Genomic DNA, 19,339 nt, shown 5'->3' with positions numbered 1-19,339 from the left:
ACTATTGCCTATTGCCTATTGCCTCTTAAGCCGCAACACGACTTAAGTCGGCTGGTGTCAAATTAGAATGTATAACTTGACCATCACGAAACCAAACAATGCGCTGAGTTTGGCGAGCAACTTCTGGTTCATGAGTCACCATGACTACCGTGATTCCACTAGCATTGAGTTCACCAAAGATATCTAAAACTTCTTGGGTGGTGCGAGAATCGAGTGCGCCTGTGGGTTCATCGGCGAGGAGGACGACAGGACGGTTGACAATAGCACGAGCGATCGCTACCCGTTGCTGTTGTCCGCCAGAGAGTTGAGTGGGTTTGTTGTTGAGGCGCTTTTCTAAGCCGACTTTGATCAAAGCTTCCGTAGCGCGATCGCGTCTTTCAGCAGGTTTGACATCAGCATACGCCATTGGCAACATGACATTTTCGAGTGCTGTCAATTGGGGTAAGAGGTGGAATTGTTGGAAGACAAACCCTAGCTTTTTGTTACGAATATGTGCCAAAGATTTATCATCTATTTGGGCAACATCGAGGTTGTCTAAATAATAATGTCCGGACGTGGGGCGATCAAGACAGCCGATAATATTCATGGCTGTAGATTTACCAGAACCAGAAGGCCCCATGATTGCACAATACTCGCCCTCATTGATCACAAGATTTACATCATTAAGTGCTTTGACTTCGGTTTCACCACTACCGTAGACTTTAAAAATATTTTCTAAGCGAATAATTGTTGATTTGTCATTTGTCATTTGTTAGAGCGGTTTTCAGATCAATGAGGTACAGTTTAAAATCGCGAACCCTGTAGGGGCGGGGAAACCCCGCCCTAGACTATATTGCATCCAACAGAGAACCGCTATATTAGAGATTAATTTTTTCTACCTTGTTTCCTTTGGCTTTTATTTATCCACCACCAACCCAAGGTAATCAATAACATTGTAGCAACGATACTCAAAAGCAAAGAAGCCCAAAAGGGATGAAGTGGAGCGTTAGGAGATATTGTGAGGTGTTGGTTGATTTTGTCGATGTGTGTGGTGATTACACCAGAGGCGATCGCACCGCTTTGAAAAGTCGGGGATCTTTGGTAGACGCATCACCCTGGCAAATCTCTGTGACTAAGCGCTTCTTAAAGCGACAATCGGATCAAGTTTGGCAGCACGGCGGGCGGGAACGACACCAAAAAATAAACCAATACCACCAGAAATACCCACAGCCATTGTAATTGCTACGGTCGAAATTCCCGCTTCTAAAGGTGTGAAAGCTGCCACTAACAGAATACCGCTGACACCAACACCAGTCCCAACTAAGCCGCCAATTGCCGAAACAATTACAGCCTCAATGATGAACTGTAGCAAAATATCTTGCTCAGTAGCCCCAATCGCCTTTCGCAATCCAATTTCTTGGGTGCGTTCTGTTACTGAAACTAGCATGATATTCATAATACCAATGCCACCAACAAACAGTGAGATGCTGGCGATCGCTGCTAACATAATTGTCAAAGCACTGCTGATTTGACCAACGGTTTGCAAAGCATCTTTTTGAGAGTTGACGGTGAAGTCATCTTCTCCAGCCAGTTTATGCCGCAGACGCAGCAAATTAGTTATTTGAAACTGTGCCGCATCCACACTGTCAGCATTTTTGGCAGAAGCTGTAATGTAAGTCAACTCTAATCCATAGGGAGAAGTTCGCCCCACAATCCGGTTGGCTGTTGTGATAATGGGCATCAAGGCCGCATCATCATAATCAACACCAAGGTTTGAGCCTTTGGCTGTTAGCACGCCAATTATCTGAAAGCTAGCATTCTTAATCCGCAACTGCTGGCCTATAGGGTTACTATTACCAAACAGTCTTTCTGCCAATTTCGCACCTAGCACAACAACTTGGTTGCTACGCTTCATATCTACGTCGGTGAAAAACCTGCCTGTGCCGATTTCAAAGTCCCGCACTGTTAAAAAGCTGGGAGTTGTACCAATAATGTTGACATCAGTGTTTTTGTTACGATAAGTTACTACCTGTCTACTGTTCAATTCTGCGGTGACTTCTGCTACCGTGGGTACTTGAGTGGCGATCGCTTCCGCATCTGACAAAACTAGCGTTTTCGGCAAATCCAAAGAGACGCGTTGCGTTTCTCGATTACCTGGAATCACAAACAGCACGTTCGGTCCTAGGGACTCTAATTGTTTATTAACGAACTTTTGTCCCCCTTCACCAATACCAATCATGGCAATCACGGAGGCGTTACCGATAACAATACCCAACATTGTTAGGGCGCTCCGCAACTTATTAGATAGCAGGGTTTTTCCTGCCATTTGCACGCTTTCTAAGAAGTTCATTGATTCTTTTGTGCCTTCGCCTTTTCGATTTTGTAGTCTTTGGGTGGGTTGACAAAAATGCGATCGCCTGATTTGAGTCCTAACAAAACCTGAGTTTGATCTTGAATTTGTGCCCCAACTGTGACTTCCCGAAACAAGGGTTTATTATTAGCATCGGGTACGAGTACGCCCGTCTTGCCTTTCTCAGTCACAATTGCCACAGTAGGTAATACTAAAGCATCGCTGACGCGATCGCCTAAAAACGTCAAATCAACATTCAAGCCAGAACGCAGTTTATCTATGCCAGTATCCAGAGCTACCCGCACCTGGAAGGATGTCACGCCTTGTTCAACCACAGCTTCCGGAGCAATCAAGCGCACTTTCCCTTTAAATACTTGATCGGGATAGGCATCAGCGACAATTTCTACCTGCTGCCCCTGTTTAATTCTGCCAATGTCTGCCTCTGGGACTTGAGCCAACACTTCTAAACCCCGCGCCACAGCGACAATGGAACTAGAAGTAGCCGACGCACTCGTAGAAGCAGAAGTGGTGGGAGTGACAAATGCACCAATATTTGCATACTTCTGAGTCACAATCCCCGATAAAGGAGCGCGGACAATCGTGTCTTCGAGTTTTACTTCTACTACTTTGATCTGAGCTTGCGCTGCTTTGACTGCGGCTTGGCGTTGAGCAATTTCTTCAGGACGACTACCATTTTGCAATAATACTAATCCGGCTCGCGCTTCAGTCACAGCCGCTTCCCGTTGGTCGATTTCCTCGCTACGACTACCACTCTGCAGCAGCGACAATCGTTTTTGCGCTTCCGCTAAACCAGCCTTGGCTCTTTGATCTTCACTGATATATTGTTCCAGCTGATCTTGAGAAGTCGCTCCCTGTTGTGTTAATGCTCGGTATCGATTTACTCGTGCTTGTGTCAAGTTTACCTGTGCTTTTGCTGATTCCACCTGAGCTTGAGCTTGTCCAATCTCCTGGTCACGATTACCCGCACGGGATGCAGCTAACTGCGCCTCTGCTTGGGCTAAACGCGCCTTGGCTTGCGAAATTTCTTGGGGACGACTCCCTGCACGTGCTTCATCTAATTGGGCTTGCACTTGGGCTAAATTGGCACGATATTGGAGGATTTGCGCTTGAATATCCCCCACATCCATCCTTGCCAGAATTTGTCCTTGCTGCACGCGATCGCCCTGTTCCACATACAACTGTGCCAACACACCAGGGTTTTTCGGACTAATATTCACGCTTTGCACAGGTACAACTTTACCGCTAGCAGTAATCCGCAGGGTGACGTTTTTTGTTGCCACTGGGACAGTTAGATTGGTAATATCTTCTTTGCTTTTCCCCTGATTCAGCAGGTTCTGGGTAGTTGTTGTCCCAATAACTAAGGCACTCACAGCTATCAACCCCATCAGCCAACGTAATGGATACTTAAGTTTCTTGCCAATAAAGGGAATTTCTATATAGGTAGTCATAATAGCAGCCAATGAAGATTGCTTTGCCAGAATAGCTGTGGGTAAATGGACGAGTAGAGGAATTTATGGTTTCTAAAACTTTGGGATCAAATCTTACTCAAGGAAATAACCAGGAAGTTAACAATTAATTTAATAATTGCTTAATCTTTCTCCATATTAGCCGCTAATACTTCTATATGCCTTCACCTGAGTGGGTGACTTTAGAACCCGGGGATATTCTGAAGCTTGCTCTAAAGCCACAGTGGAAGTCTGCACATTCTCCAGAATTGCATTATCGACTTTTTCAACTAGTGGTTTGTCAATTTTGTTTTGAGGGGTTTTTGGTAGTGCGGGCCGAAAAGCCCGCGTGAGCGAGACGCTCACACTACAGTCCCTCATTTCAACCCTGACAAACCACTAGCGTGCAGTCCTGGAAATGGCAGATCGTTGTAAATTAGCCAAAGCGCGGTTGTAATCCAAAATCGCAGTCACTCGATTACCTTCAGCTCTTGTGAGATCGTTTTGAGCGGAAATCACATCTGTTTGAGTACCGACGCCAGCCTGGACTCTAATCCTTGCTAAACGCAGAGTCTCCCTAGCTTGTTCTAAAGCCACTGTAGAAGTCTGCACATTATCCAGATTAGATTGCAATTGAGAGTAGTATTGTTCTACATCAAAGCGAATTTGGTCACGCTGACTAGCAAATTGCGTTTCAGCGATCGCAATATTAGCTTTTGACTGTGCTGCTTGCGCTCTTGCGACTCCGCCATCAAATAAATTTAAAGTTGCTTGCACTCCCACCGAATAACCATCAGCAACGCCAACACCATCCCTATACCGATCTAGTAGGCTATAGCTACCAGTCAAACTAATTTGCGGTCCTAAGGCCGAAAGTGCTTTACGTCGCTGTTGCTCACTAATATTGCGTTGCGCCAACTGCTGTGGTAGTTCGGGACGGTTTTGAAAAGCTTGGATGATAGTTTCTTCTAAAGTTGGTTGCCAAAGACCAGCTAACTTTACAGGGTCTGCGGCACTGATATCTACCGACTGTGGCAAACTTAACAAAGCGGCAAACTGACGCCGTGCGATTCGCTGCTGTGAGCGCGAATTAGTCAAATCTTGTTGAGAATTTGCTAATGTCACCTGAGCTTGCAAAACATCAAATTGTGTACCTACTCCAGCTTGGAGTCGAATTTGAGCATCCCGCAAACTAGCTTGGGAATTCTCCACCGCCGACTGGTTAATTCTTACTTGCTCATCTGCTTGTTGCAAATCATAATATTGAGTAGTGGTATTCAAGCTAATTGTCAGTGCCTGACTTTCAACATCGAATTCATCCACACGCACTTGTTCTTCCGCTGCTCGGATGGTAGCGTCTCGGTTTCCTGATGTGTAGAGGTTATATGTCAGTTGCGCTTGACCATTAAAAGAGGTAGTAGCTGGAGAGCGACTGGTAGTAAAACCATTACCACTGTTAGTTGCTCCACTACTTAGACCAAGGGTAGGAAATAAAGCCGCCTGAGACTCGCGCAGCGCATTTTGAGAGCGTTCTAGTTCTAATCTTGCTACCTGTAAATCCCGATTGTTGCGTTGTGCTAGTTCTAGAGCCTGTGCCAAACTAATTGATACAGTTCCTTGAATTTTCACCTCTTCTGGCTTGGTGGGAAATAGTAAAGGATTGGGGTTAGGGTTAAGGTCATTAGCTTGTACAGAATTAGTTGGTAATTGCTGCGTTTCGGTTGGAGTTACAGCGCCTGCAATATCACTTAAGGTTGTGATGAGAATAGCTGCTGCGATCGCCACAGTGGAAGAATGCACAAATAAAAAAATCGAATTCATCTTGAATATTGATAACTGCTAACTGATAACTATTAAATAAATGAATCAACCGACAATCAAACCATCCTGAACTCGGATAATTCTATTAGTTTGAGCAGCAATATCCGGCTCATGAGTAACAATCACAATTGTGATACCTTGCTGATTTAGTTCTGTCAGTAAACTCATTACTTCATGAGAAGTTTCGGTGTCTAAAGCTCCTGTTGGTTCGTCTGCTAAAACTAATGCAGGTCGATTGACCAAAGCGCGAGCGATCGCTACCCGTTGTTGTTGTCCACCAGAAAGTTGACTGGGACGATTGCCAACGCGCTCTTTTAATCCTACTCGTTCCAAAGCTTCTAAAGCTCTTTGACGGCGTTTTGGCTTGGGCAAATTGGCATAAACCATCGGTAACATGACATTTTCTAATGCTGTCGCCCTCGCCAACAGATTAAATTGTTGAAAAACAAAACCTATCCTTTGGTTACGAATATACGCTAATTCGTCATCATCAAAAGTCGTCAGGTTTCTGCCTTCCAAAACATATTGTCCACTAGTGGGACGATCTAAGCATCCCACAATATTCATCAGTGTAGATTTACCAGAACCTGATGCTCCCATAATAGAAACATACTCCCCTTCCTCAATAGAAAGTTGAATTCCCTTGAGTATGGGAACATCAACTTCTCCTAAGTGGTAGGTTTTGGTAATAGATTCCATCCAGATCATTGTAGGCATTTTAGTAGTGCTGAGTCCTGAGTTCTTAGTCCTGAGTTTTGAGAGTTTATTTAGTACTTGGTGATGAGTTGTGTTTCAGTAGTGCTGAGTGCAATTGATTTTACTTGTCACTCAATACTCGTTACTCGTGACTCAGCACTATTTTTGTAATGAGTTTTTTGGTGTTTTTGTCTTTCCACGGAGATCCGAAGACCACCAATAATTCTGGCAACTTCTTCTGTTTGATTAAGAAGTTGGTTGAATTTGACTTGATCGAGGTAGCTGACATCCAGAGCTACATAGAGTTGAGAACGTAGTTCTGCACAAGACGATTTGGCTATAGAAAGAAACTGATGAAATTCTCCTAAATGAGTTCTTTCAAAACCTTCTGCAATGTTAGACATAATAGAAACGGCGGCTCTTTGTATTTGTCCTGACAACCCAAAGTCTCTAGAAAAATTACCCTGCTGAGTTACGTGATAAATATCTTTAGTAAGAATTCTCGCTTTTTGCCAAGCAATCAAATCCTCAAATCGTTCAACTTTACTCATTCTACTGACCACTCACACTTATAATTTCGACATCTACTCTCAAAACTCAGCACTCAGCACTCAGCACTCAGCTTAGTCGCTACGTAGAGCAGTAATTGGATCTAATTTGGCAGCATTCCGTGCAGGAATCACCCCAGCCACTAAGCCAACACTCAAGGAAAGTGCAAATCCAGCAATAATTGATAAAAAAGAAATTACAAAAGGAAATTTAAAAATAGTTGCAGATGCAAAAGCAATCACAATACCACTTAAGAGTCCAATACAGCCACCAACGATAGAAATCACGATCGCTTCGGCTAAAAATTGATTGAGAATGGCTGAGTTAGTAGCGCCTACTGCTTTACGAATCCCGATTTCTCTTGTCCGTTCCACAACAGAAACTAGCATAATATTGGCAATCCCAATCCCGCCAACAACTAACGAAATACCGGCGATCGCTACCACCATGATCGTAAATAAACCCACGACATTAGTGAAGGTGCTAACAATATCAGCTTGGTTAGTCAATCGGAAATCATCGGCTTGTGGCGGATAAATGTTGTGACGTAGGCGTAAGACATTGGTGACTTGAAATTGAGCCGCCTCTAATTGTTCCTGATTTGCGCCTTTAACTAAAATCCCGCTTACAGAAACCCCTGTCAGCGCATTGTTACCAACTAGTCTTTTCGACATGGTTGTCAGAGGGATAAAAACTTGGTCGTCTCGATCCATCGGCCCTTGAGCGCCTTTAGGTTCCATCACCCCAATCACCTCATAAGCTTCCCCCTGAATCCGAATTTTTTGACCTATGACATTTGCACCCGCCTCAAAGAGTGTTTTCTGGACTGTCGGCCCAAGAATAGCCATTTGTACAGCCGTATCTAGTTCTTCTTGAGTAAAAAATCTCCCCTGTTGGGGGTGAGTATTTCTCACTTCTGGGTAGTTTAAATCTGTACCGTAAATGGTTGTTGATGTGTTTTGTCCTTCATACACAACTTGTGCATTGCGTTGTAGGTAGGCAGAAACAAGTTGAGCAGATGGTGCTTGTTTAGCGATCGCTTTCGCATCTTCCCACGTCAAAGTACTACTCGAACCTACTCCCTGTCGCACATTTCCACTTCTGGCTGCACCCGCTAAGATTTGGATCACATCCGTACCCAAGGCTTGTATCTGTTGCTCAACTCCCTTTTGCACTCCCTGTCCTACAGAAGTAATCGCAATCACTGAGGAAATCCCAATAATCACACCCAGCATCGTTAGTCCTGTGCGTAATTTGTTACTCCACAACGTTTCCGCCGCCATTAACAAAATTTCTAGCAGTGGGACTGTACGGGTATTCTTAGCTCTATAAAAACCCTTAAACACCTTAAACATAATTGTTATATTAAAAACTAAATTTAAGGAGAACCACCGCCTCCAGAACGACCGCCTCCAGAACGACCACCGCCGCCACCGCCACCTCCTCCTAGACCAGGAAACACTCCACCCCGAGGTGTTGATTGCGGTCTTGACCCTGGTGGGAAACTCAGCAATACCCTCTCGGTTCCTGTCAATCCCGATTTAACCTCGGTAAAATTATTTACAGTTACGCCAGTCTCAATAGGAATAAACCTCGGTCTGTTATTATTACCGGGGACATACACGCCTGTAGCATTTTCTCGACGCACTACGGAAGCTGTCGGCACTACTAAAACATTTTCTAATTGGCCTACCTGGAAATCTGCTGTCACATTCATCCCAGACCGCAGCAACCTTTCTGGGTCTGTGAGTGTTAATCTCACTTCAAAACTGGTAACGTTCTGTGAAACTACAGATTGGGCGGCGATTTGCTTGACTTTGCCTTCAAAGGTTTTGCCTGGATAGGCATCTGCCTGAATTGTGACTTTTTGACCAAGCTTGATTTTAGAAATATTTGTTTCCGCTAAATTTGCCACAACTTCATTGGTAGAAGCTAGGGACAAAATTGAAGACGAAGTAGCAGAAGATACGTCACTACTGGCAGTTGTGGGGGTCACGAAAGCGCCTGGATCGGCGTATTTCTTCGTCACCACGCCATCAAAAGGGGCGCGAATTACCGTGTCGTTGATTTGGGCGAGGGTGTTTTGTAACGTACCACGAGCTGATGTCACCTGGGCGCGGGCTACCTCTATATCTTCTTGGCGCGATCCTGCTTTCAGGAGTGCTAAGGCTTGCTGTCTCTGTTTCACCACAGCCCGTGCTTGCTCGATGTCTTCTGGGCGTGAACCGGCTTTTTGCAACCCCAGTGCTTGTTTTGACACATTCACTGTAGCTTGGGCGGCATCACGATCTGCACGGCTTTGATTTAAAGTCTGAAGGGAAATCACGCCAGTGTTGTATAGGTCTTGATTGCGACGGAAATTATCTTCTGCTTTATTGAGAGCGGCTTGAGTGTTTTGTAACTGTGCTTGTGCTTGGCCAATATCTTGGGGACGATTACCAGCGATCGCTTTTTGCAAATTCGCCTCGGCTTCATCGAGTTGTGCTTGTGCTTGACCAATATCTTGAGGGCGATTACCAGCGATCGCTTTTTGCAAGTTTGCTTGTGCTTGTGCTAAAGAGCCTTGAGCAGAAATGAGTTGTCCCCGCAGGTTGGAATCATCCATGTTAGCGACAATCTGCCCTTCTTTAACGGTGTCGCCTTCTTTAACCAGCAGTCTTTTGAGGATACCGGAATTTTTAGGACTGAGGTTGATTGACCTCTCGGGTTTTACCGTACCATTTGCAGAAACTGCGATCGCTAAATTCTGCCTTTCTACAGGCTGTGTTAAAACTCGGCGTCTTGCTTCCTGCCGGGAAACCACAGCTACTTGATAATAAATTACGTAGCCAATTCCACCCAACAGGGCTAGGGCAAGTAGCCAAGATAGCCAACGATTCCTACCTTTTTTTTTCTTGGCTTCTGCAACCAACGCCGATGAATCTACAGGGTTTGATGTATTGCTTGTCATGTCTACTTCCGGTGTAGAAAGAACGGCTACCGAATTCCTTTTTTATGGTTACAAGTATAACTTAGTTCCCATAATCGTATAAATTCATGCTAGTAATTATCGAACAAAAAGCGCTCACTTCATACATGACCAAAGTCATTAATAACTCGCAACTCATATATGACCAAAGTCACCAGTTTTGCTGAGATAAAAGCTCAAATTTTGATGATTATGTCAGGCGATCGCTTTTAAATCATTATTAAATTATCTGAGCTATAAATATTAGCGTTGTGGTAACTGAGTAGAGGACACACTAAGAATTTCCACCTGCTGCTGTAAGTGATTCCCATTATTTGGCTCTTGAGATTGATCAGGAAAACTTCGCATCTGCTTTTGGATCAATTCAGAAAACTTCTGGCGCTGCTCCAAAGTCAGTACTTCTCGAATTGCTAACATACTTTCAAAACCCATATTCTCCAGTGAAAAGTGCAGCTCTTGAATTTCTCTATGTTTCTCGCGGATTTGATTTGTTATTGCTGTTCCCTCTATTAGTGTACGTAATTCCTCTGTTGCTTGTTGCAGTGCTTGTTGTTTTCGCTGCATTTGCTCTTTGTTGTGATTGAAATTGGCTTCAATTGCTCGATGTTGTTCTGGTGTCAGATTAAGAGCCTGAATTAGCTCTACCTGACCAAGTTCAGCACGGGGTTTTTGAGCGGGAATTTGAGCAATTGATGGATGAAACAGAAAACTTGGAGCCGCCAAAGCAACTGCACTACCAAAAGATAATAAGAGAATTCCTAAAAGCACACTACGACTAAAAAACATGCAATTAACTCCTGATAAATTAATATGTAAGTACTAACTTAATTAATGAGCAAAAAAAATATACAGCTAGTACAGCACAGCAAAAATAACCACAGCAGTTTTCAGTCGAGTGCAATCAGCTGTTGTGATTATAGTTTGCACATTAATATTCCTTCTACGTTCTGCCTGCTTGCACTGAGTTACGGAGTTAGGTGAATTGGTGCAATTCCCTGCCAGATAATTTCCACAAGACTTTGGATAAAGGTTGACTCGTCTATGGATAAGCCTGATGACCCACTAGTTGTCGCGACTGATTCCGATGTGAGCATCGTAACTGGAGGTAACATCTGCTCTAAGAAAACATAGTTCATCAGCGAGCCTAGTAGGATGTGAGCAACTGTTTTAGGTTCACAAGGACGCAGCCGCCCTAGTTTAATTTCATACTCCAAAAAACCAGTCAGGATTTTGAGATCCTGGATAGGTTTCGGCTCTGATTTGGGGACTATTTCTGGGAGAACATTCCCTCGTGAACGTAGCATCATTAATAATGGCATGATCTCACGATAGAATTCCAAAATCTGGCAGCAGACTTGAATGAGATTTTGTTTGATATCCCCTTTGCCAGAAAGAGAATCCAGTTCTTTAATCCATAAGGGTTGATCTGGAATTCCCATTGCCGCAAAGAATAACTCTTCTTTTGTGGCAAAGCGCTTGAAAATTGATGCTTCAGAAATACCAGCTCGTTGAGCAATTTCTAGAGTTGAGCCGCCAAAGCCTTTTTGGAGAAAGACTTGACGTGCTGCATCTAAGATTTGCTGGTTGGTAATTTTGGGTCTACGAGCCATGTGTAAGTGAGTACATACTTATTAATTTATTCCTTACTGATGGGAATGTCAAGAGGTGAATTAAGTTAAGGTAATTGAAATTGCAAGCACTAACGATGATAAAATATGCCTTTCGTCTAGAGCAGAGATCGTTTAAGCTAGCTGAAAGATTCCTTGATTTGTGGGCAAGAGGCGGTAGAGTGCCTAAACATGTTCGATTAATTTCATTTCTCGTTATCTGTAGTTTGTGGAGCATGCCAAGAGCAGCTCAAGCACAAGCTCTGATACCCCATACACTGCAACTTGATGCAGCAAAGTTGGAGAAACAAGGGTTGAGCTTGGCGCAAGAGGCGGCTCAACTAGGTCAATTTCAGCAGTTTGAGTTGGCTTTGCCAAGAGCTAGGTTGGCTAGTCAATTAGCTCCCAAAAATGATAAAGTCTGGTTTTTGTTGGGTGGTTTGCATTTGCAAACGAAAGATTTTGACGGGGCGATTACCGCTCTGACAAAAGCACAATCGCTCAATCCTAAAAATGCGGACGTTCTATTTGCTTTGGGTTCGGCTAATTTTCAGCAAAAAAAATACCAGGTGGCGATCGCTAATTATCAAGCCGGTTTAAAATTAAAACCCAATGACCCAGAAGGGCTGTTTGATTTGGGAAATGCTTATTATATGCTGGGTAAATTGCCAGATGCGATCGCCCAATACAATAAAGCTGTCTCGCAAGATAAAAAGTTTTGGCCAGCGATTAACAACATTGGCTTAATCAGTTACGAGCAGGGTGATATCACCGGAGCCATCAAGCAGTGGCAAACTGCTGTGACACTGGATAAACAAGCGGCAGAACCTTTGTTAGCATTGGCAGTCGCATTGTACACCAAAGGCGATCGCCAACAAGGTTTAGCAATGGGAGAAGCCGCACTCCGTATTGATCAGCGCTATGGCGATTTAAATTTTCTCAAAGAAAATCTTTGGGGTGGACGCTTGCTGGCGGATACGAAAAAATTCTTAGAAATACCCCGTATTCAAGCAGCTCTACAACCAAAAGAAAACTCATCAGGTGCGAGACAACAACCTACTCAATAGAGCCAGGAGTTGGGAGTTGACTGTTAACCGTTAACAGTCATTATTCCCCAATTCCCAATTAGTACTTGCGGAATACCACTATTTCGTAGTACATATATACTATCAAATCGGAGTAGTCGCCCAAAACATTTACGGGCAAGCAATTTCAGTCCAGCTAGCCAACTAGGGGATAAAGTATGAAGTATGAAATCAGATTTGGCTTCAAACTTCATACTTCATACTTCAGTTTTCTTCTTTGGGTATCAGTGCCATAATTTGGTCAACAAACTGTTGATGATCAACAACAGGTTTTGATATATATCCATTAGCACCACTTTGCTTGAGAAAATTCTCGCGATCGCCTTCCATCGCGTGGGCGGTAACGAGAATCACAGGTAAGTTCGCTGTTTGCGGGTCAGATTTTAGCATTTGTGTAATTTTGATCCCATCAACAGATTTACCTTGATAAACACTCCGCGACAGAGAAACATCCATTAAAATTAAGTCTGCTTCTCCTGCTTGAGCAATTTTTATTACTTCTTCGACATTTTCAGTATGTTTCACATCTAAGCCACCGCGCTTGGTTAAAATCTTGGAAAAAACGCGAGCATTAATCAGATCATCTTCGACAATTAAAACAGTTTTCATGAGAGTTTGACTTATAGGGGTGAGGGAGGTGACAAGCTGAGTAAAACAGTTGTCTGCCTCCTTTTTAATCTTCAATGTATGTCCGCGTCATCATGGATGATACTACTGCTTTTTATCCTATGACTAACAAGATTTGGTTAGGAATCGCTTTTCATCCGTTATGCTGTGGTTGCTGCAGTGTTAATTTCCAGCGACTTTTGTGTAGTTAAATTTCAGGGAAAAAACTCATGGCAAAACAGTTAAACCTTCTCTCAACGGGAGAGGTAATCACAACCGCTCTGCACACCGAGATGCAACGGTCTTATCTAGAATATGCCATGAGTGTGATTGTCGGGCGGGCATTGCCAGACGCGCGTGATGGCTTAAAACCAGTGCATCGGCGCATTTTGTATGCCATGCACGAACTAGGTTTAACGCCCGATAGACCCTATCGCAAGTGTGCCCGTGTAGTGGGAGACGTGCTGGGTAAATATCATCCTCATGGCGACCAATCGGTTTATGACGCTTTAGTCAGACTGGTACAGGACTTTTCTAGCCGCTATCCCTTGTTAGCAGGGCATGGTAACTTTGGTAGCGTTGATAATGATCCGCCAGCGGCGATGCGCTACACAGAAACACGCCTGGCAGCGATTGGTCATGAGGGAATGCTGACAGAAATCGGTGAAGAAACCGTGGAATTTATCGGTAACTTCGATAATTCCCAACAAGAACCAACAGTACTCCCGGCGCAATTGCCATTTTTGTTGCTCAATGGCTGTTCTGGTATCGCCGTGGGCATGGCGACGAATATCCCGCCTCACAATTTAGGGGAATTGGTCGATGGCTTGATTGCTTTAATTGACCAACCAGATTTGACAGATGAAAAATTATTTGAGCTAATTCCGGGGCCAGACTTTCCCACTGGTGGCGAAATTGTCGGTGATTCTGGAATTCGGGAAGCATACACCACAGGTAAGGGTAGTATTGTGCTGCGGGGAGTCGCCACCCTAGAGGAAATTCCTGCTGCTAGGGGAAGCAAGCGACGGACAGCAATTATTATCACAGAATTACCTTATCAGGTGAATAAGGCAGGCTGGATTGAAAAAGTAGCAGACTTGGTGAATCAAAGTAAGCTGCAAGGGATTTCTGACTTGCGAGATGAAAGCGATCGCGAAGGGATGCGGGTGGTAATTGAACTCAAACGTGATACCAACCCCCAAGAAGTACTCCAGCATCTGTATCACCAAACCGCTTTACAAACTAACTTTGGGGCAATTCTCTTGGCTTTGGTAGATGGACAGCCCCGCCAGTTAAGCTTGCGTCAGCTATTGCAGGAGTTTTTGCACTTCCGAGAACATACCCTCAACCGCCGTTACGGTTACGAGTTGGGTAAAGCAGAAAATCGCCTGCATTTGGTAGAAGGCTTACTCTCAGCCTTGTCTAACGTTGATGAAGTCATTGAAATTTTGCGCCAATCTCCCGACGGTAGTACAGCAAAAATTACCCTCTGTAGCCGACTAGAATTAAGTGAGGTGCAAGCAGATGCTATTTTGGCTATGCCATTGCGACGGCTAACTGGTCTAGAACTGCAGAATTTACAGCAGGAGTTTGAGCAACTCACAGAGCAAATTACTTTGTTACGCAGATTACTGAGTGACAGGAAAGAATTACTGAAAGCACTGAAAAAAGACTTGCGATCGCTCAAGCGCAAGTACAACGATTCCCGTCGTACCAAACTAGCCCCCAGTAGTACTGAAACCAGAAAACAAGAATATTCCACGGGACGTTTACAAAAAGAGTCAGATGAAGATAATTCCCAATCCCAAATTTCCAATCTAAAATCCTCTGAGCCTCCAGAAGAAACAGTTCTAGAGTTTACGCAGCGCGGGTATGTTCGCCGTAGTTTGCCAAACGCCAAAAAGCCGAAAGCTGATAACGGTCTGCCAGATCATGACTTCCTCATCCAAACCGAGTTGACTGATACTGAGAAAGATTTGTTGATACTGACAAGTGGTGGTAAGGTTTACCCGGTGAAAGTAGGAGATATTCCCGCAGCAACTGGACGTTCTCCACGGCGCACACCGTTGATTACTATGCTCACTAATACGGCTCAAGTAGCCCAAGAAGCTGTTGTTAGCCGCTTTTTGCTACCAGATAATTCTCCAACCACGCAGATGATTCTCCTGACCAAACAGGGACGAATTAAGCGTTTGTCTTTAGAAGAATTTACTAACTTAACTCGTCGCGGGGTCACAATTGTGAAGCTTAAAGACGACGATGAATTATTGTTTACCCAGTTGACTAATATTGGTGAACATCTGATCGTCGCGAGTTCTGGCGGTCGGCTGTTAAGGTTTCCCGCCAATGATCAGGATCTGCCGGCGATGGGTCGGACAGCGATGGGATTACAAGCATTACGCCTGCGAAAATATGAGCAAATGGTTGGCTGTGTAACTGTCAGTAAAGATGACCAGTTATTGCTAGTGACTCAAGAAGGTTATGCCAAGCGGATACCAGCAAGTAGTTTAAGGGGTGCTAATCGGGGGGATTTAGGTACGCAAGCGCTGAAATTTACCAGCAAAACCGATAATTTAGCGGCTATGGTTATAGCGATGCCTTCGGCGGGCTACGCCAACGCCTCTGCTGAAGTGGCGCTAGTCACGAATAAAGAACGGGTAGTGCGGATACCTGTGGAAACAGTGCCTTTGTTGAATAGAGATAGCAAAGGTGAAAGTATCCTACAACTCAACCGCGATGAAAAAATCATGACTGTCGCCCCAGTGCGCTGATTATCACGGTGATTTTGAGAATTTGAGCAAGTGCGTAGTTTACCGCTGTAGGCATCGCCTTCCAACTAGATCATGGAGGGTAATAACGTATTGTTGGTAGAGAAATTGTATTTATCTGGATGTATCAAATACTAAACTTTAGCAAGAAGTAAATATAAATATACGCTAGACAGCCTTAAATTTAGCTGTATTTTGGTTAAATGCTGCTACTTTTGAGATAAAATAATTGATAATTATTCTTAATAAATTCAATCGTTGCTGAAGAAACAGGTTGTATACAAGTATCTTTGACCAATAGTATTTATACTTATAGATAGATGTTTTATCAAGCTGTGCTGACTATCTGTCAAGTATTAGAAATAAAAATATAAATAAACGGTGTATTCTTCAAAAAAATTGTTATATTAGTTCACATAGACGCAATAATTCTTCGTAAATCTTTTTTGGAGTGCCAATCATGACAGACACAACAAGAATCGCCGCCCCCGTAGTTGAAAATCGTAACGCTTGGCGCTGGGGCTTTACCCCACAAGCAGAAGTTTGGAACGGCCGCTTGGCAATGATCGGCTTTTTAGCAGCCGCTTTAGTTGAAGTGTTATCTGGTCAAGGTTTTCTACACTTTTGGGGCATTCTATAAACTCTAAGATACAAAATTGATTACAAATAAAAAAACCTGGGAGTGCTGATTCACCCCAGGTATTTTATTTTTTGTCATTTGTCTAAAGTGCATGACAAATGACAGATGACTAATGTCTACCGAATATATTCCTTGAGAACACTGTTGCGATTCGGGTGGCGTAGTTTGCGGAGTGCCTTCGCCTCGATTTGACGAATCCGTTCGCGGGTGACATTGAAAATTTGTCCAATTTCCTCAAGAGTTTTCATTCGTCCGTCATCTAAACCGTAGCGGAGTCTGAGAACATCTCTTTCACGAGGGCTGAGACTATCGAGGACTTTTTCCAAATCTTCACGTAGAAGATTTTTGGAAACTTGGTCTTCTGGCGTTTCACCGTCGGATTCAATAAAATCACCCAATCGGGAGTCTTCTTCTTTCCCAATAGGTGTTTCTAATGAAATAGGTAACTGGGCAGATTTAGCAATAAACCGCAGCTTCTCAATGGTCATTTCCATGCGGGTAGCAATTTCTTCTTCAGTAGGTTTGCGACCCATTTCTTGAGAAAGCAACTTAGTGGTTTTCTTGATGCGTGAGATGGTTTCGTATAGGTGAACAGGAAGACGGATAGTGCGAGATTGGTCAGCTATAGCCCTGGTAATTGCTTGACGAATCCACCATGTGGCGTATGTAGAAAACTTATAACCTTTTTCGTGGTCAAACTTTTCTGCAGCGCGAATCAAACCAAGGCTACCTTCTTGAATTAAATCTTGAAATGACAAGCCCCGATTCATGTACTTCTTGGCAATTGAAACCACAAGGCGGAGGTTAGATTGCACCATCTTATCTTTCGCCCTGCGACCAACATGCAGGCGGTAACGAAAGGCTGGTAATGGTAGTTGTACGGCTTCTGCCCATTCACTATCCTTAGGGTCACGATCTAACTGTTCTGAAAGTTTTTCCCGCACCCTTTCTAATTCCAACAAATCAGCGATTTTCCGCGCCAATTCAATTTCTTCGTCTGCCCGCAACAGGCGAATTCGGCCAATTTCTTGCAAGTAAAGACGAATCGAATCTTCGGTATAGTGCTTTTTCTTGCTTTGTGTCCGACGACGCGATTTAGCGGCTTTTCCAGACTTTGCGTCGTCCTCATCAGACTGAGGCTCTAAAAACTCATCAATTTCGCCATCATCCGTGATCAGCAAGTCCTCTTCGTCGTCAATTAAGAGTTCTTCTAACTCGATCTCAGGCTGATTTATCATTTCTAGGTCAGGCTGATAAATGCTTTCGAGTACGTTGTTAGCCTGGTTCATGCCGCGTTCCTCATGCTCCTTGCAGAATCAATTACTCAAGATGTGTTTACTGCTCTTAATAAACGAGCTAGTTCAAGACCGAAAATAATGCTTTTGGCTAAAGTGCCTAGAATATTTTCGGAAGTTTTGTCTCTCCTTTGTAGGAGTTCATTACTAAGTGTGAAAATCACCAATGAGGCTGATTCGCCCACCTTAGTAAAAGCTATAAGTGTTGTTCTCGCAAACAACCTGCAACTGGCTGGTCAAAAAGAATACATTTCTTGCTAAAAAAATCGACTACTACAGACCAACGAATGTGACTGTCGGCAGATTTCCTTATAAAGACTGTTCCGATTGTAGCCTGTTTCACAGAAATTGCACTCTTTTTGTGTGTTAATCATCAAGTCATTCAGTAAGGTAAAGCCACTATTATCAAAAAGACATTAAAAACGGTACTTATGTCCTCAAATCTTTTTGAAAACTTTTTAGAATTCCAGTGGCATTCTCATTACATTAAAAGAAAGGTAAACTGTCCCATCAATGATTTTAAGTATGATACACGACACTAATCACTGAGGAATAGTGCATTTCATGTTAACTCAGGTAGTAAGCATTAGGGCACGCATTTTTACATTTCCTTTATAAATGACTCAGTCTTTCGAGAATAGTGACCTTTATCGCCAGGTAGATACAGCAAGTATGGTGGTGCTTGCTTTGATAATCTCTACCTTAGTTGTAGATGCTAGTTACCTCAACTCAGGAGGTGAGGTTGTGCAAAAACCAGCCAGATCACAGTTGAATTGAGATTTAACTGATATAGCCTTATTCACACGTTAGCGCACTGCTGAGATTTCAGCCCTATGAAACTTGACAAACTTTTCCTATTGTATACAAAGATATTTTAATCAATTCATCTGGGATTTGACATTCGAGATAATTAATGTTTTTCCACTATAAGCTAAAAGTTTATCGTATAGAAGCATAACAGTAGCCGCAAATCCGGACAAATCTAAAGATATGGTCAAATTGAAGGGAAGTTTTTGTTTAGGGCTAGCAGCAAGAAGTAGGAACATATAAAAGTTCCCGAGTTGCTTGCGAACTTATTTACAAAGCTGCCTTACGTAAGTATTGCGTAAATTTTAATACATTAATTTTCAATTATTGTAATCAATCCTGAAGATAATGACCAAATCCTGTTTAGTAATGGATAGGACTGTAGAAGTCGGTGTGAAAATTTTACCGATAGAAGATGACGAGTTTCTGACTGAGTTGCTGACCCGAACTCTTAGAGAGCAAACGTATATGCTGGAAACGGCTGCGGAAACAATCAACTCAAGGGTGCCCAGTTTGTCTTCAGCGATCGTGCCAATAGAGCCATACGGTTCAGTTGAGCCACAAAACCCTGATGTCGAGACGGCGATTTATCGCGTTTTGAAAGACCAATCATCTACACCAATAGCCTTTAACTGAACCGTATTGCGATACAATCTGATATGACAAAAGCTGTACTAAACATTAGCCCAGTTTCATAGGCAA

General features: G+C 43.4%; 17 protein-coding genes. 5 read left to right on the top strand and 12 right to left on the bottom strand.

Annotated elements, in window-relative coordinates; all coding sequences use genetic code 11:
• Positions 1–25: 25 nt before the first annotated feature.
• From CAL7507_RS13435 to CAL7507_RS13385, 10 genes are all read right to left on the bottom strand, one after another.
• Positions 26–748 carry an ABC transporter ATP-binding protein gene (locus tag CAL7507_RS13435; RefSeq protein ID WP_015129019.1) on the bottom strand — a complete coding sequence of 241 codons (723 nt, stop codon included), beginning with the start codon at positions 746–748 and terminating at the stop codon, positions 26–28.
• 363 nt (positions 749–1,111) lie between these two features.
• Positions 1,112–2,329 (bottom strand): ABC transporter permease, encoded by a 1,218-nt coding sequence (locus tag CAL7507_RS13430; RefSeq protein ID WP_015129018.1) that lies wholly within the window; start codon positions 2,327–2,329, stop codon positions 1,112–1,114.
• A complete protein-coding gene (locus tag CAL7507_RS13425) occupies positions 2,326–3,798 on the bottom strand; it encodes an efflux RND transporter periplasmic adaptor subunit (RefSeq protein ID WP_015129017.1) in 1,473 nt (490 codons plus the stop codon). Before CAL7507_RS13425 ends, CAL7507_RS13430 begins: the two co-directional genes overlap by 4 nt.
• 396 nt (positions 3,799–4,194) lie before the next feature.
• A complete protein-coding gene (locus CAL7507_RS13415) occupies positions 4,195–5,616 on the bottom strand; it encodes a TolC family protein (RefSeq protein ID WP_015129015.1) in 1,422 nt (473 codons plus the stop codon).
• 45 nt (positions 5,617–5,661) lie between these two features.
• Positions 5,662–6,333 carry an ABC transporter ATP-binding protein gene (locus tag CAL7507_RS13410; protein ID WP_015129014.1) on the bottom strand — a complete coding sequence of 224 codons (672 nt, stop codon included), beginning with the start codon at positions 6,331–6,333 and terminating at the stop codon, positions 5,662–5,664.
• Between the two features lie 107 nt (positions 6,334–6,440).
• A complete protein-coding gene (locus tag CAL7507_RS13405; protein ID WP_015129013.1) occupies positions 6,441–6,863 on the bottom strand; it encodes a four helix bundle protein in 423 nt (140 codons plus the stop codon).
• A gap of 72 nt (positions 6,864–6,935) precedes the next feature.
• A complete protein-coding gene (locus CAL7507_RS13400; protein ID WP_015129012.1) occupies positions 6,936–8,216 on the bottom strand; it encodes an ABC transporter permease in 1,281 nt (426 codons plus the stop codon).
• 23 nt (positions 8,217–8,239) lie between these two features.
• A complete protein-coding gene (locus CAL7507_RS13395; RefSeq protein ID WP_015129011.1) occupies positions 8,240–9,811 on the bottom strand; it encodes an efflux RND transporter periplasmic adaptor subunit in 1,572 nt (523 codons plus the stop codon).
• Between the two features lie 261 nt (positions 9,812–10,072).
• Positions 10,073–10,615 (bottom strand): Spy/CpxP family protein refolding chaperone, encoded by a 543-nt coding sequence (locus tag CAL7507_RS13390; RefSeq protein ID WP_015129010.1) that lies wholly within the window; start codon positions 10,613–10,615, stop codon positions 10,073–10,075.
• Positions 10,616–10,794: 179 nt separating this feature from the next.
• Entirely contained in the window at positions 10,795–11,439 is a 645-nt protein-coding gene (locus tag CAL7507_RS13385; RefSeq protein WP_015129009.1) for a TetR/AcrR family transcriptional regulator, read from the bottom strand.
• A 179-nt stretch (positions 11,440–11,618) separates the two neighbouring features.
• Here CAL7507_RS13385 and CAL7507_RS13380 point away from each other — a divergent pair, with 179 nt between their 5' ends.
• Positions 11,619–12,503 (top strand): tetratricopeptide repeat protein, encoded by an 885-nt coding sequence (locus tag CAL7507_RS13380; RefSeq protein ID WP_042342146.1) that lies wholly within the window; start codon positions 11,619–11,621, stop codon positions 12,501–12,503.
• Positions 12,504–12,725: 222 nt separating this feature from the next.
• Here CAL7507_RS13380 and CAL7507_RS13375 read toward each other — a convergent pair whose 3' ends face one another.
• Positions 12,726–13,130 (bottom strand): response regulator, encoded by a 405-nt coding sequence (locus CAL7507_RS13375; RefSeq protein ID WP_042341321.1) that lies wholly within the window; start codon positions 13,128–13,130, stop codon positions 12,726–12,728.
• Positions 13,131–13,357: 227 nt separating this feature from the next.
• Here CAL7507_RS13375 and gyrA point away from each other — a divergent pair, with 227 nt between their 5' ends.
• Complete coding sequence (gene gyrA, locus CAL7507_RS13370) at positions 13,358–15,898, top strand: DNA topoisomerase (ATP-hydrolyzing) subunit A (RefSeq protein ID WP_015129005.1); 2,541 nt, start codon at positions 13,358–13,360, stop codon at positions 15,896–15,898.
• 457 nt (positions 15,899–16,355) lie between these two features.
• Positions 16,356–16,535 (top strand): chlorophyll a/b-binding protein, encoded by a 180-nt coding sequence (locus CAL7507_RS13365; RefSeq protein ID WP_015129004.1) that lies wholly within the window; start codon positions 16,356–16,358, stop codon positions 16,533–16,535.
• Positions 16,536–16,651: 116 nt separating this feature from the next.
• Here the strand turns inward: CAL7507_RS13365 and rpoD are convergent, their stop codons facing one another.
• The gene (gene rpoD / locus CAL7507_RS13360) at positions 16,652–17,824 is read right to left on the bottom strand and encodes an RNA polymerase sigma factor RpoD (RefSeq protein ID WP_015129003.1); all 1,173 of its coding nucleotides are present in this window, start codon (positions 17,822–17,824) and stop codon (positions 16,652–16,654) included.
• Positions 17,825–18,448: 624 nt separating this feature from the next.
• On the opposite strand from rpoD, the gene CAL7507_RS32370 reads away from it, so the two are divergent.
• Positions 18,449–18,607: a hypothetical protein gene (locus CAL7507_RS32370; RefSeq protein ID WP_015129001.1), complete on the top strand. Its 159-nt coding sequence runs from the start codon at positions 18,449–18,451 to the stop codon at positions 18,605–18,607.
• 399 nt (positions 18,608–19,006) lie between these two features.
• Positions 19,007–19,273 carry a hypothetical protein gene (locus CAL7507_RS13350; RefSeq protein ID WP_042341320.1) on the top strand — a complete coding sequence of 89 codons (267 nt, stop codon included), beginning with the start codon at positions 19,007–19,009 and terminating at the stop codon, positions 19,271–19,273.
• The last annotated feature ends 66 nt before the right edge of the window (positions 19,274–19,339 follow it).

Origin of the sequence: Calothrix sp. PCC 7507 (genome assembly GCF_000316575.1) — a bacterium.
In the GTDB taxonomy this organism is placed as follows: domain Bacteria; phylum Cyanobacteriota; class Cyanobacteriia; order Cyanobacteriales; family Nostocaceae; genus Fortiea.
Note: the sequence above shows the minus strand (reverse complement) of the source record. Positions and strands in the feature narration are given on the sequence as shown.

Coding starts and splice junctions, on each gene's coding strand:
- CAL7507_RS13430 (WP_015129018.1), bottom strand. CDS start 2,329: ATGAACTTCTTAGAAAGCGTGCAAATGGCAGGAAAAACCCTGCTATCT.
- gyrA (WP_015129005.1), top strand. CDS start 13,358: ATGGCAAAACAGTTAAACCTTCTCTCAACGGGAGAGGTAATCACAACC.
- CAL7507_RS13410 (WP_015129014.1), bottom strand. CDS start 6,333: ATGCCTACAATGATCTGGATGGAATCTATTACCAAAACCTACCACTTA.
- CAL7507_RS13350 (WP_042341320.1), top strand. CDS start 19,007: ATGGATAGGACTGTAGAAGTCGGTGTGAAAATTTTACCGATAGAAGAT.
- rpoD (WP_015129003.1), bottom strand. CDS start 17,824: ATGAACCAGGCTAACAACGTACTCGAAAGCATTTATCAGCCTGACCTA.
- CAL7507_RS13390 (WP_015129010.1), bottom strand. CDS start 10,615: ATGTTTTTTAGTCGTAGTGTGCTTTTAGGAATTCTCTTATTATCTTTT.
- CAL7507_RS13425 (WP_015129017.1), bottom strand. CDS start 3,798: ATGACTACCTATATAGAAATTCCCTTTATTGGCAAGAAACTTAAGTAT.
- CAL7507_RS13415 (WP_015129015.1), bottom strand. CDS start 5,616: ATGAATTCGATTTTTTTATTTGTGCATTCTTCCACTGTGGCGATCGCA.
- CAL7507_RS13405 (WP_015129013.1), bottom strand. CDS start 6,863: ATGAGTAAAGTTGAACGATTTGAGGATTTGATTGCTTGGCAAAAAGCG.
- CAL7507_RS13385 (WP_015129009.1), bottom strand. CDS start 11,439: ATGGCTCGTAGACCCAAAATTACCAACCAGCAAATCTTAGATGCAGCA.
- CAL7507_RS13395 (WP_015129011.1), bottom strand. CDS start 9,811: ATGACAAGCAATACATCAAACCCTGTAGATTCATCGGCGTTGGTTGCA.
- CAL7507_RS13365 (WP_015129004.1), top strand. CDS start 16,356: ATGACAGACACAACAAGAATCGCCGCCCCCGTAGTTGAAAATCGTAAC.
- CAL7507_RS13400 (WP_015129012.1), bottom strand. CDS start 8,216: ATGTTTAAGGTGTTTAAGGGTTTTTATAGAGCTAAGAATACCCGTACA.
- CAL7507_RS32370 (WP_015129001.1), top strand. CDS start 18,449: ATGACTCAGTCTTTCGAGAATAGTGACCTTTATCGCCAGGTAGATACA.
- CAL7507_RS13435 (WP_015129019.1), bottom strand. CDS start 748: ATGACAAATGACAAATCAACAATTATTCGCTTAGAAAATATTTTTAAA.
- CAL7507_RS13375 (WP_042341321.1), bottom strand. CDS start 13,130: ATGAAAACTGTTTTAATTGTCGAAGATGATCTGATTAATGCTCGCGTT.